Source organism: Ralstonia sp. R-29, assembly GCF_049913345.1.
Lineage (GTDB): Bacteria > Pseudomonadota > Gammaproteobacteria > Burkholderiales > Burkholderiaceae > Ralstonia.
Map to the genome: position 1 here is coordinate 443,202 of NZ_CP184378.1, position 13,574 is coordinate 456,775.

Consider the following 13,574-nt stretch of genomic DNA (forward strand, 5'->3'; position numbering starts at 1 on the left):
ATGGACTACTTCCTCCTGCACGGTGGCGCGCATGGTGCGCAGGGCGATGCCCAGGCCGTAGCGGCGCACCGCTGGCTGGCCGCTGCCATCCGCGAGCTTGGCGTGCTGGTGGCCGAGAGTGCGGGCCATGACGCGTTCATCGAGCAGATCGGCGCAGTGAACCCCGAAGTGGTGTTCGTGCGCTTTGCCTCGTCCCCCACGCACATTGATGTGCCCGAGCGCGACCAGAAGCTGGCCGAGGGCGCCGATGCCATTGCGGAAGCCACGCAACTGGTGGCGGAGCTGGCTCGCTTGTTTCCCGGCTTGCCGCTGGTGGCCGTCGGCGCGGCCTCCGACGGCCGGGCCATGCTGGCTGCGCTGCGTGCCGGGGTGAAGGATTTCGTGGATGTGGAAGGCGCGCCTGCCGAGGCCGTGCGCGTGGTGCGGCGGTTGCTGGCCGAGCGCGCTTCCGCCGAGCCCACGCGCCGTGGCCGTGTGGTGGCGATCCTGGGGGCGCGCCCGGGCGTGGGCGCCACCACGTTGGCCACCAACCTGGCCACGCTCGTGCGCCGCACCTCGGCCAGCGACGTGATGCTGCTCGACTTGGGCCAGCCGCTGCGCGACGGCGCGCTCTACATGAACGTGCAAGCGAACTTCCATTTTGTCGAGGCCGTGCGCAACCTGCGCCGCTTCGACCAGGTGTTCGTGCAGACTGCACTGTCGCGCCATCCGAACGGGCTGGCGGTGCTGCCGCTGCCGATTTCGCTGGCGGAGATGCGCGACATCTCGTTCTCCGAAGCACTGGGGTTGCTCAATCGCCTGCGCACGTTCTTCGACTTGCAGGTCGTGGACCTAGGCGGCTTCAACAACATCGACTTCATCGCCCAGCTGGTCAAGGCCGCCGACGACGTGATGCTGGTGACCGAGCAGAGCGTGGGCGCCATTGTGTCGGCGGCGGAGTTGATGCAGGAGCTCAAGAAGCGCGAGATCGACCGCGACCATCTGCATCTGCTGATCTCGAAGTTCGACTCGCGCCTGTCGCTGGATGCGGAGCAGATTGCCGAGCGGCTGGAGATTCCTTCCGTGCTGACCGTGCCGAGCCGCCGCCAGTCGCTGGTGGTGGCGTCCAACCAAGGCGCTGTGCTGGCGGAAACCCATCCCACCGATGCCTACGTGCGCGCGCTGGCGCAGATCGCCCAAACGATGGGCTACGCCCAGCAGAGCGAGCGTGCCGCAGGCGTTGCCAACTGGATGACCCAGGCCCGCGTCCGTTTGGGTAATCGCCTGGGCGGACGCCTCAAACGCAAGTCGGCCGACGCTGCTGAGCTGGATGTCGGCAGCGGCACACCTGAACGGAACGCGACATGACACAGCCCATCGAGTTCTCCAATCAGAAAGATGCGGGCAACGGCGTGTTTGCCGTTTCACAAACCTTTCATGACATCAAGGAAGCGGCGCACGAGCACCTGCTCACGCGCATTGAAGAGCTGGGGGCGGAGTTCGGCCGCTGGTCGCGCACGGCCATTCAGCGCTTTGTCGATCTCGAGGTCGAGGGCTTTACGCGCATGCGCCGCATCCCCGTCAACGAGACAGAGGTGCGGCAGATTGCGGAGGCCTTGACCAAGGAGCTGGCAGGCTTTGGGCCGCTGGAAGATCTGCTGGGCGACCCGGCGGTGGAAGACATCCTCGTCAACGGCCACATGGATGTGTATGTGTCGCGGCATGGCGTGCTGGAGCGGATTCCGGTGCGCTTTTCCGATGGCAACCACCTGCTGCGTATCGTGCGCCGCATTCTGGCGCCGATCGGCCGGCGGCTGGATGAGTCCAACCCGATGGTGGATGCGCGCTTGCCCGATGGTGGGCGCATCAACGTGGTCATTCCGCCGTTGGCGCTGGAAGGGCCGGTGGTGTCGATCCGCAAGTTCCGCAAAGACCCGCTCAAGCCTGAAGACCTGCTCAGCCTCGGCACCATGAACGAGGAGATCGGCGCGTTGATCGAGGCGGCGGTACGCGCGCGCTGCAACATCCTGGTGAGCGGCGGCACCAGTTCCGGCAAGACCTCGCTGCTCAACGCGATGGCGTATCACGTTCCCGTTACCGAACGCGTGATCACCATTGAGGACACGGCCGAGCTGTCGCTCAACCATCCGCACGTGGTGCGCCTGGAGAGCCGGCCCGGTGGCTTTGAAGGCACGGGCGTGGTGACGATCCGCGACCTGCTGCGCAACAGCCTGCGCATGCGCCCGGACCGCATCATCGTGGGCGAAGTGCGCGGCGGCGAAGTGCTGGAAATGCTGCAGGCCATGAGCACTGGCCACGATGGATCGATGGGCACCATCCACGCCAGCAGCCCGCGTGAATGCCTGTATCGGCTGGAAATGCTGGCAGGCTTTGCGGGCTTTCAGGGCAGCGAGGTGAGCTTGCGTCGGCAGATCACCAACGCCATCGATTTCATCGTGCAGATCGGGCGGTTGTCCAACGGCAAGCGGCGCATCCTGTCGGTCACGGAAATTACCGGGCTGGGCGACAACATCATCTCCACACAGGAGCTGTATCGCTACGAGCCGTATGTCGGCCCCGACGGCGAAGAGGTGGACCGGTGGACGGCGCTTGGCTTGCAGCCGCACTCGCCCAAGCTGGCGCGCATGCGCAACGCAGGGATGGATGGTGGGATGGGGGGCGGCATGGCTGGTGGCTTCGGCGGTGGAGGCCGGTTCCATGTCTAACCAGGCGCTCTGGCTCGGTTGCCTTGCGTTGCTGCTGCTCGGCGGCGGGCTGATGCTCTGGGCCGAGGCCGTGCGCCGCCGCGAGCGTGAGGCATCGCGCGCATTCGTGCGCGTGCAGACCGACCAGATCAACGCGCGCTACCAAACCAACGCCGAACCTGTGCCGACCGGTGTACCCGACACGCTGCACCGCGTGTGGAACGATGCCTTGCGCCGCGCCGATATCGAGCCCAATCGCCGCTTCTATACGTTGTTGATCGCGCCGGCCGTACTGCTTGCGTTGGTGGCATGGGCGGTGGCGGGGTTGCTCTCGGCTGTGACGGCGCTGGCGCTGTATGCGGTTATCGCGGGCTTCCTGTTTTGGAACCGCACCCGCCGCATCAACGAGCGCCTGCTGATGCAGTTGCCTGGTTTTCTGGACGGCGTGGTACGGCTGATGAGCATTGGCAGTGCGGTGCCGGCAGCGTTCCAGGCGGCCAGCGCCAACACCGAGCCGCCGCTGCGCAACTGCCTAGCCTCCACCACGCAGATGCAACGCGCCGGCAAGGATCTGGATGCTGCGGTGCTGGCTGTCGGCCAGCAGTACCGCGTGAACGAACTCGTGATGTTGGCCTCGGTATTGCGGCTGTCGCTGCGCTATGGCGGACGAGCCGACATCGTGATGGAGCGCACCGCCGCCTTCATGCGCGATCGCCAGCAAGCGCAGCGCGAGCTGATGGCACTGTCGGCTGAGACGCGCCTGTCCGCCTGGGTGCTAGGGCTGCTGCCGCTGGTGGTGGGCGGGCTGATCATCATGTCCAACGCGGCGTACGTGATGTCGATGTGGCACGACCCGTTCGGGCGCACGCTGATCATGGCCGCGTTTGGGCTGGAGGTGATCGGTGCGCTGGCGTTGGCCAAGTTGGCCAAGTCGGTGTAGGGGCGCATATGGACGACGTCTTTCTCACACTCAGCCTGACCGCCGCCACCGCTGGCTTGCTGCTGTTTGGCGGCATGGCAGTGCGCGCGGTGCTGATGCGCCACCGCAGCGTGCGTAAGCTCGATACGGCGTTGTCCAACGTGCGCGCCACCGCAGCCGGCGTGGTGCCCGCGGCCACGCCCGTGCCGGCGGCGCCCCTGCAACCACGGCCGCACGGCATGCGCGAAGCGCAGCAGTTGCAGCAGCAGATTGCAAAGGTGGGCCAACGCTGGATCGACACGCCGCTGGGCCAGCGCATCGTCACCGACGAAGACCGCAAGCTGCTGGAGGAATGCGGCTTCTATGGCGAGCACGCCCGCACGCTGTTTGGCGGCATCCGGATGCTGTTGCCGCCGGCGTCTGCGGTACTGGGCTTCATTCTGGCGCCCACGGCGGGGCATGCCGTGCTGTGGGCATTCATGGGTTTTGCGGAAGGGTATCTCGCGCCCAAGTGGTATCTCGGCTATCGCTCCTCAGACCGCCGCCGTCGGGTTGATGACGAGTTGCCGGTGATGGTCGACATGCTGCGCCTGCTGCAGGGCGTGGGCCTGTCGATCGACCAGAGCCTGCAGGTCATCGCCAGCGAATTCCACGGCATGTTGCCCGTGCTGGCCGGCGAGTTCGGGCGTGCCAACCAGCAGTTCGCCTCCGGCCGCCCACGCGAGCAGACGCTGCTGCGCATTGCACGCCTGTTCGACAACGAAGATTTGAAGGGCCTGATCACGCTGCTCACGCAGGTCGATCGCTTTGGTGGCGCAGTGCAGGAACCGCTGCGCCAGTTCGGCTTGCGCTTGCAGGAGAACCGCCGCGCGCGCATGAAAGACCGCATCGGCAAGCTGACCGTCAAGATGACCATGGTGATGGTCATCACGCTGCTGCCGGCACTGCTGATCATCACGGCGGGGCCGGGCTTCATGGGTGTGATGCGCAGCCTGAAACACGTCGCAGGAGGAGGTTGAGGTGACGACAATCCAGATCGCCATGCGCGCGGGCAGCGCCCTTGCCCTGGCCACATTGACGCTGCTGACCGGCTGCGGCTCGATGGCTGGCTCTGACATGAGCCGCCGCGCCGACGTCGATATCGAAATGGCCCGTCAGCGCCAGAGCGAAGAGAAGGCCGAGATCAACAACCCGGCGACGTACCTCTCTCTGATCCGCAAGATGCAGGAGCAGGGGCTGTATTACGCATCGCTGGCGCATATCGACGCGTACGAACAGCGCTATGGGCGTGCGCCCGAGGTGCTGCTGATGCGCGCGGATGCCCAGCGCGAAACGGACCAACTTGCCGCCGCTGAAGCCGGCTACCGCGCCGTCATTGCCGCTACCTCGGCCGTGGGTGCGGGCACGCAAGGCGCGCTGCTCAATGCCGGCGCATGGCGCGGCCTGGGCATCACGGCCGGCCGGCAAGGCCACTTTGCTGAAGCCGCGCGCAGCCTGCAGGTGGCCGCCCAAGCCAACCCGACCGATGCCAACACCGTGAGCGACCTCGGCTATGCGCTGATGCGTGCTGGCGAGGTAGAGCAGGCGCGCGTGCCGCTCATGCAGGCCCAGCAGATGGCCGAAGCCAACCCGAAAATCGCCGGCAACCTCGTGATCTGGCTGACCGTGAACGACCGCAAGGACGATGCCGCATCGCTGGCTGCGCATGCGCAACTGAGCTCCGCCGCACGCAAGGCCATCGACGACGACGCTGCGCGTGTGAAGAGCGCCTGGCGTGACCGCCGTATTGCCCGTGATACGGCGCCCGCCGTGTCGGCTGTGGCGCGCGCTGTCGCTGCAACGCAAGTCACCAGTGTGGCCGCCGCGTCTGCCAAGCCTGCCGCAACCACGGCGGGCCGCCCCTCTATGAACCCGCTTGCCTTGCAGCGCGGGCGTTTGCTCGACACACTGGAGAACGCGCAATGATCCATCGGATGCTGTTGACCGCCGGCATGGCGGCATGGCTCGCAAGCGGTGCAGCGGGCGCGCAGGGTTTCTCGGGCTCGGCGCAGCCAAACGCAGAACCCTCTGCGCCCAGCGTTGGCAACCATGTCGGCGATGCCACGCGCGCGCTGCTCAAGGCTCAGCGCGAGGGCACGTACGCCGGCGAGTTCGTGCCGCTGCGTGGCGAGCAGGCAGCGCTGGCGTATCAGCGCTATCTCGATTCGTTCAATAAGCCGATGCCCGGGTTGTCGCAGTCGCAGTCCGGCACGCGGCCCTCCACGTTGAACGTGGTGCAGCAGTCGGGGCGCTGAGTTTCCGCCATGCATCGATCTGCTGCCCGCCTTCGTCACTACGCTGTCTTGCGCCGCCGCGCGCAGGGCGCCATCAGCGTGATGACCGCTGTCTTTGTGACGACCATCGGGCTGGCCGTGCTGGTGTCGGTGGATATCGGTAACCTGTTTTACTCGCAGCGGGCGTTGCAGCGGGCGGCAGATTTGGCAGCGATGGCAGCGGTGCAGCAACTGGGCGCCGCCAACAATGCCGCGCAACAGAGCGTGAATCAGAACGGTTTGAGCATCACTCCTACTGTGCAGGTGGGGTTCTGGGACAACGTTTCTGGTACCCCTCCGACCTATTTCACGCCCCAGGCGGCGATGGACGGCACCACCAACGCGGCGAAAGTCACCCTGACGGAGAACGTGCCGTATTTCTTTACCGTGGGGCAGCGCAACCTGACAGCCACGGCCATTGCTGCAAACACGTCCATTGTGTCGTTCTCATTGGGCTCTGGCCTGGCCGCCACGGACGCCAACCGTAACCAGGCGCTTGGCCTGCTGCTGGGCGGCAGCGTCAATCTGGTGTCCTATAGCGGCTTGGCCAATGCCAACATCCGGCTGGGCGACTTGGCGGTGGCGTTTGGTGCCGGCAGCGTGAAGGAATTGCTGTCGCTGAACGCAAGCGCTAAAACGCTGCAGAGCTTCATTCAGACAGTGCTGAGCCTGGCAAACATCAGCGGTGTGACGGTCGGCGTGATGCCCGCCAGCGGGTCAGCGGCGAGCAACCAGATCCTGATCAACAACGGCCTCATCAACCAGTCGGTCGATTTGGTGGCGCGTACCTCCAGCGTCGGGATACTCAACGTTCTGCAGGGCGATAGTGTTGCGCAGGCGGATTTTCTATCGCAGCCAAGCAACGAGCAAGCCGCGGCGGACACGACGGTCAATGCACTCGATCTGATCATGGCCGCTGCACAGATCGCCAACGGTAATTCCGCGGTCAATGTGCCGGCACTCGCGATCAATGCGCCCGGCGTCGGTACGGTCAATGTCAGCCTGAAGGTGATTGAACCACCGGTCATCGCCATCGGGCCGGCGGGCAAGGATGCCTCAGGCAATTGGCGGACGCAGGCGAAGACAGCCCAAGTGCGTGTTGGGCTGGGCGTCAATGTGTCAGCGGCAGGGTTGCTGTCAATGAATTTGCCGATCGGCTTGTTGGTTGCAAGCGCCCAAGCCGGCGCGAAGAAAAACACCTGCGCCGTGCCCAGGTCGCAATCCACAGCCACCATCAGCGTGTTGCCGCAGCCTGTATCGGTATGCCTTGCACAGGGCGCGGATACGGCCGTGAACAGTATGACCGCTTGCGCATCGGCGAGTCCGGCCCCTGTCGCGTCGGTGACGGTGCCACTTGTGACCACCGTGACGGTGGGTCTGAAAGCCAATGTCGTGCCGTTGTCCAACACGAGTTGGACCGATGAGACGATCGCCGTTTCGCAGATCGGGAAATCTCCGCAAACCGATGTCAATGGCAATGCCCCGCCGAGGGTGTCCACGTGTGCTGTCGGGCAGTCGGCCTGCACCAACCTGGGCGGGCTGCTCGGCGGCTTGCAGCCCAGCATTTCGACCTACCCATCGACGCCATTGACTGGGGTGGTGAATGCAGTGTTAGCCCCCGTGCTGGCGCTGTTGACGTCAACCTTGAGCCTGATCGGGCCACTTCTCGATACGGTCATCATCAACACCGTGGGGCCGCTGCTGAACGCCATCGGGCTGGACATTGGCTACGCCGATGTGGCCTTGCGCTCGCTCGACTGCGACGCAGCTGACCTCGTGTACTGACATGGACGCAACACCATGAAAACCGATCGCTGGGCGTACGAAGCGCTTGAGATCTTCGTGTGGGAAGGGCGGCACGACATTGCCGAGCGCGTGACGCGGTTCATGGCGCCGTTCGGGGCCGAGGTGATCCGCGCGGGCGGCATCGACTTCCAGCCCGCCGAGCCGCGCATGAAGCCGAGCGTGGCCATTATTAGCGCGTCGGTGGTGGAAAGCGGCGGCTTTACCGTGCTGGACTGGCAGGCCGCGCAGGGGATGCCGGTCATCTGGGTGGCCGCCGATACGCTGCAAGACTCAAGCCGCTTCCCGCCTGAATACACCCACGTGCTGGGCCCGGACTTTGGCGCGGCGGAGTTGCGCGCGCAGATCGCCAAGGTGTTGCCGTCGATGACGTCCGCGCAGGACGCATCGCCCGACCAGAGCGCCCTGGTGGCCGCATCGCCGGCCATGCATGGCTTGCTGGAGCAGGTCGACACCTTTGCCGACTGCGACAGCAACGTCATGCTCTACGGCGAAACGGGCGCGGGCAAGGAGCGTATCGCGCGTCTGCTGCACGACAAAAACAGCGTCTACGGCAAGGGCCCGTTCGTGGCGGTCAACTGCGGGGCCATTCCCGATGGCTTGTTCGAATCGCAATTCTTCGGCCACGCCAAGGGGGCATTTACCGGCGCCATGTATGCGCACCGCGGCTACTTCGAGCAGGCCAATGGCGGCACGCTGTTTCTCGATGAACTGGGCGATCTGCCGCTCTATCAGCAGGTCAAGCTGCTGCGCGTGCTGGAAGACAGCGAGTGCACGCGCTTGGGCTCCACGGTGCCTGTGAAGCTGGATTTCCGCCTGGTGGCCGCCACCAACAAGAACCTGCGCGAGATGGTGGCCACGGGCAAGTTCCGCGCCGATCTGTATTTCCGTCTGGCCGTGATCGAACTGCGCATCCCCAGCCTGGAGCAGCGCGGCGCGGAAGATAAGGTGGCGCTGCTGCTGTCGTTCCTGCGCTATCTGCTGGGCGACAAAACCTACGAGAGCTTGCCGCCGGTGCCCGAATGGGTGCGTGCATCGGTGGGGCGCGCGTACTTTGCCGGCAACGTGCGTGAGCTGCGCAACCTGGCCGAGCGCATTGGCATCACACTGCGCCAGTTTGGCCGGTGGGAGGAGGCACGCATCCTGCCGCTGTTTGCCGGCCTGCAACGCGATGCGTTTGACCGCGACGGCAGTCACGGAGGGCACAACGGCTACGGAGGCAACGGCAACGGCGATGGCGCGGAAGAGCGCCGCCGCATCCTCGCCGCGCTGGATGCCAACCACTGGCGCCGCCAGGACACCGCCGCCACGCTCGGCATCAGCCGCAAGGTGCTGTGGGAAAAGATGCGCAAATACCAGATTGCCGACGGCGAAACCGAGTTGCGCGAGCTGGAGTAAGAGCCGCTAACAAAACTGTCCTGGCTAGGCGTGCCGACGCAGACAGTGCAAGTAGCACCGAGTGTTGGTCACTGCGGGAGGCGCAACGACGCCAGGGCGGTTTTGTTAGGGGCTCTAAGGCGCTGAGCCCGATACAACACCCTCCCTCCCGACGGGGCTGCGCGTACGCCACTTGGGCAGCGGATCGCGTATAGTTTTCGGCTGCAAACACCCGCGCAGAATCCACAGGGTCGAGATGACAACTACAAAACAGTCAGGGAAGGCGTCGCAACAGGCGTTTCAGAGGGGATGGGCCATCGCGGCCGCGGTGGCCATCATGGCGGGCACGTCCGCCTGCGCGCCGGTGGTGGCGCAGAGCCCGGCCGCACCACCCACGGCCATCACACCGATTGCTGCCGCGCCCGTGCCGGCATTGACTGCCACCGTGGGGCAACCGGCCACCGCCGCCGTTAGCACGCAGGCCACCGCAGCCAGCACGGCCCGGGCGGAACGTCCGGCCCCGAGCACCAGCGCCGTGCTCGAACTGCAACAGCGCATGCAGGCCCAGGAGCTGTCGGAATTGCGCACCACCTACAACGGTGCCTATGGCGCTAGCCTCCTGTTTGCGCAGAGCGATTTGACGTATTACGTGACGCTGTTCCAGCAGAAAGACCTCTGGCGCGTCATCAAGACCCCCAACGAAGCGCAGGCCGAACGCCTGTACAGCGACTTTGCCAAGCAGACGCGGACGATGGCCGACCTGGAGCTGCAGCGCATCCGCCTGGAAGCTCAGAAGGAGCGTGCCGAGCGCCGGATTGCCGCACAGCAGGAGCATCTGCGCGGCCTGAAGACGGATCTCGACATCCAGCGCCAGCAACAGGCCCAGGCCCAGGAGCGCCAGAAGGTCGCCCGTACGGAAGCCGAGGCGCTTGATATCGAACGCCGTGCCGCCCGCGCCCGCGTGGACGAGCTGCAGCGCCAGATCCGCGAGCTGGAAGCGCAGGTCAACGCACCGTTCAACGCAACGCAGCCGCAACGTCGGCGCTGACAAGCGCATTGCCTCATTCCACAACAATCGGGCGGCCCACGGGTCGCCCGATGCACTTTTAGGGGCGGTTGTTCAAACACGGCCGGGTAGTTTGATCCGTTGCGGTGCTGCGCGTAGATTGGCTGGCACTCCACTTTCGCAGTCGATCGCGCATGCGTTCTGCTTCCGAGTTGCCCGCCAATGTCTCCGCCATGGTCGATCTGGCGGCGCAGCCCCTCCCACAGCCCATTCCGCAGCCCAAAGGGTTGCCGTGGCTCGGCAACCTGCTGCAACTGCCCAAAGACCGCGTGGCCCAGACGTTTCTGGAAATCAGCCGGCAGTTCCCCCAAGGGCTCTATCAGCTGGACTTTGCCGGCCGGCGTGTGCCGTTCGTCTATGCCGCCGATCTGGTGGCCGAGTTATGTGATGAAACGCGTTTTCGCAAGCTGATTGGGCCGCCGCTGTCGTTCCTGCGGGCGGGGGCGGGCGACGGCCTTTTTACCGCGCATCCAGACGAACCCAACTGGGGCAAGGCGCACCGCATCCTGCTGCCCGCGTTCAGTCAGCGGGCCATGAAGGGCTACTTCGACGTGATGCTCGAGGTGGCCAACGCGCTGGCCGACAAGTGGGCGCGGCAAGGCCCCGACGCCGACATCCCCGTCGCCGACGACATGACGCGGCTCACGCTCGACACCATCTCGCTGGCGGGCTTTGGCTACCGCTTCGATTCGTTCAACACGCCCGAGCTGCATCCGTTCCTGTCGGCCATGGTGGGCGTGCTGTCCGAAGCCATGGGCAAGCTCACCCGGTTGCCGATCAAAGACCGCTTCATGCGCGCGCACCATCGTCAGTTCGCGCAAGATGTGGCGGCCATGCACCAACTCGTGGACGAGGTGATCCGCGCGCGCCGCCAGGCGAAGGATGGCGCCACCGGCGCGAGCGATCTGCTGGGCCTGATGCTCAACGCGCGCGACCCCGTCACGGACGAGCCGCTGGACGACACGAACATCCGCTTCCAAGTCATCACGTTCCTGATTGCGGGGCATGAAACCACCAGCGGGCTGCTGACCTTCGCGCTGTATCTGCTGTTGCGCCACCCGGCCGTGCTGGCGCAGGCGTATGCCGAAGTCGATCGCGTCCTGCCCGGCGATACCGTGCCGCAGTACGCGCACCTCGCGCAGCTTGACGTGATCGAACGCGTGCTCAAGGAAACGCTGCGCCTGTGGCCGACCGCGCCGAGCTTTGGCGTGGCCCCGTATGAAGACACGCGCATCGGCGGGCGTTACGTCATCCGCAAGGACCAGCGCGTGGTGACGGTGTTGATGGCACTGCACCGTGACCCGGCGGTGTGGGACCGCCCCGAGGTGTTCGACATCGACCGCTTCCTGCCGGAGAACGAAGCCCGCATCCACCCGCACGCCTACAAGCCCTTCGGCAATGGCGAGCGCGCCTGCATCGGCCGCCAGTTCGCGCTGACTGAAGCCAAGCTCGCCCTGGCGATCATCCTGCAGCGTTTTGCGTTGTCCGACCCGTACGACTACGCCTTCCACATCAAGGAAACGCTGACGCTCAAGCCGGAGGGTTTCCGCCTGCGCGCACGGCGGCGCAGCGCGCGTGAGCGGTTGTCGGCGCTGACGCCATCTACGGTGGATGCGAGTGCTGCCGCCAATGCGCCCATCGCACTCGCCGGCGGTGGCGAGCCGATGCAGGTGCTGTATGGCGGCAGCCTCGGCACCTGCCAGGACATCGCCGAGCAGCTGGCGGCCACCGCGTCGCGGGCCGGTTTTGATGCCAAGGTGGCGCCGCTCGACACCATGGCTGACACGCTGCCGCAAACCGGCACGTTGATCGTGGTGGCGGCCACCTACAACGGCCGTGCGCCGGACAGCGCGCGTACGTTGGAAGCGCGGCTCGATGCCAACGATGCGCCGACACGGCAAGCGCCCGGCTTGCGCTATGCAGTCTTGGGTTGCGGCAACTCACAGTGGCCAGCGTTTCAGGCGTTTCCGAAACGGGTAGACGCGATGCTGGCAGCGTTGGGCGCGCAAGCCATCGTCCCGCGCGGCGAGGCGGACGGCAACGGCGGTTTCGACGCCGCCGTCGATGCGTGGACGCGCAGCCTGTGGAGCGCGCTCGGCGCCCGCCAGTCGACGGCCGAGGTATCGCCCGTCCGCGTGGACTATCTCGCACCCGACGCCATGCGCGCCGCCACGTTGCCCGCCAACGCGCGGGCGATGCGTGTGCTCAGCAACGAAGAACTCGTCGGCGACCCCGCTGGCCTATGGGATGTCGCTCGAGAGGCGCCACGCGGCCCCACACGGCACCTCACCGTGCAACTGCCGGAAGGTGTGACCTATGCTACGGGTGACCATCTGGCCGTGTACCCACGCAATGCGGATGACCGCGTTGATACGGCTATCGCGCGACTTGGTCTGGAAGGCGAGGCACTCGTCACGCTGACGGCACAACATGCGCATGTCCGCCACTTGCCGCTCAACCAGCCCGTGACGGTGCGGCAGTTGCTGCGCGATTTTGTGGAACTGCAAGACACCGCCACGGCGCGCGACATTGCCGCGCTGCATGCGGCCACGCGCTGCCCATTCACACGAGGCCAGCTCGCGGTGTGGATGGGCGACGACGAAGCCGCCCAGCGTTTCGACCAGGAAATCCACACCGCGCACGTGAGCGTGCTGGACTTGCTGATCCGCTTTCCCGCCATTGAGCTGACGTTGGAGGGCTTTCTCGCGCGCGTGGGCGCCATGCGGCCGCGCTTCTATTCGATTGCGTCGTCGGCACGTGTATCGCCCGGGGTTGCAGCACTGACGGTGGGTACGGTGTCGGGGCCGGCGTGGTCGGGCGTGGGCACATATCGCGGCACGGCATCGCACTACCTGATGCAGTTGCCGCCCGGCGCGGAGATCGCTGCTGCGGTGCGCACGCCCAACCCGCCGTTCGCGCCGGATGCAGACCCCGGTAAGCCGATGGTGTTGATTGGCGCCGGCACCGGCATTGCACCGTTCCGTGGCTTTCTGGAGGAGCGGGCCGCGCAGCAGGCGGCGGGTGAGACCGTGGCGGCATCGCTGCTGTGCTTCGGCTGCCGCCACCCGGAACACGATTTCCTCTACCGCGACACCTTGCGCACGTGGGAGGCGGCTGGCGTGGTGCGGATCTTCCCCGCGTATTCGTGCGTCGAGGCGCATCCGCACCGCTTTGTGCAGCACGCCTTGTGGGACGCACGAGACGCTGTCTGGGCTGCGTTCGATGCCGGTGCCACGCTGTATGTATGCGGCGATGGCCGGGCCATGGCGCCTGCCGTACGTGACACGCTCATCCGCATGCACCAGGCGCGCTATGGCAGCGACCTGGCCGCCGCATCGGCCTGGCTGACCGCGCAGATGCAGGCTGGGCGGTATCGGCAGGATGTGTTCAATTGAGTTAGGGGGTCGTCACCA

The 13,574-nt window shown here is 65.8% G+C and carries 10 protein-coding genes; all 10 read left to right on the forward strand.

Annotated features, from left to right (window positions below):
* Positions 1-1,347, forward strand: coding sequence for a pilus assembly protein (locus ACN9M1_RS19225; protein ID WP_426400152.1), 1,347 nt, complete (start codon positions 1-3; stop codon positions 1,345-1,347).
* The gene (locus ACN9M1_RS19230; protein WP_426400153.1) at positions 1,344-2,705 is read left to right on the forward strand and encodes a CpaF family protein; all 1,362 of its coding nucleotides are present in this window, start codon (positions 1,344-1,346) and stop codon (positions 2,703-2,705) included. The genes ACN9M1_RS19225 and ACN9M1_RS19230 overlap by 4 nt, the downstream gene beginning before the upstream one ends.
* Positions 2,698-3,624, forward strand: a complete 927-nt coding sequence (locus ACN9M1_RS19235) for a type II secretion system F family protein (protein ID WP_426400154.1) — start codon at positions 2,698-2,700, stop codon at positions 3,622-3,624. The genes ACN9M1_RS19230 and ACN9M1_RS19235 overlap by 8 nt, the downstream gene beginning before the upstream one ends.
* 8 nt (positions 3,625-3,632) lie before the next feature.
* Positions 3,633-4,622, forward strand: coding sequence for a type II secretion system F family protein (locus tag ACN9M1_RS19240; protein ID WP_426400155.1), 990 nt, complete (start codon positions 3,633-3,635; stop codon positions 4,620-4,622).
* Between the two features lie 22 nt (positions 4,623-4,644).
* A complete protein-coding gene (locus ACN9M1_RS19245; protein WP_426400687.1) occupies positions 4,645-5,568 on the forward strand; it encodes a hypothetical protein in 924 nt (307 codons plus the stop codon).
* On the forward strand, positions 5,565-5,897 hold the full coding sequence (locus ACN9M1_RS19250) for a DUF3613 domain-containing protein (protein WP_426400156.1): 333 nt from the start codon (positions 5,565-5,567) through the stop codon (positions 5,895-5,897). The genes ACN9M1_RS19245 and ACN9M1_RS19250 overlap by 4 nt, the downstream gene beginning before the upstream one ends.
* A gap of 9 nt (positions 5,898-5,906) precedes the next feature.
* On the forward strand, positions 5,907-7,700 hold the full coding sequence (locus tag ACN9M1_RS19255) for a TadG family pilus assembly protein (RefSeq protein WP_426400157.1): 1,794 nt from the start codon (positions 5,907-5,909) through the stop codon (positions 7,698-7,700).
* 15 nt (positions 7,701-7,715) lie between these two features.
* Positions 7,716-9,116, forward strand: a complete 1,401-nt coding sequence (locus ACN9M1_RS19260; RefSeq protein WP_426400158.1) for a sigma 54-interacting transcriptional regulator — start codon at positions 7,716-7,718, stop codon at positions 9,114-9,116.
* A 235-nt stretch (positions 9,117-9,351) separates the two neighbouring features.
* On the forward strand, positions 9,352-10,143 hold the full coding sequence (locus ACN9M1_RS19265) for a DUF2968 domain-containing protein (RefSeq protein WP_426400159.1): 792 nt from the start codon (positions 9,352-9,354) through the stop codon (positions 10,141-10,143).
* Between the two features lie 152 nt (positions 10,144-10,295).
* Positions 10,296-13,556, forward strand: coding sequence for a bifunctional cytochrome P450/NADPH--P450 reductase (locus tag ACN9M1_RS19270; protein WP_426400160.1), 3,261 nt, complete (start codon positions 10,296-10,298; stop codon positions 13,554-13,556).
* The last annotated feature ends 18 nt before the right edge of the window (positions 13,557-13,574 follow it).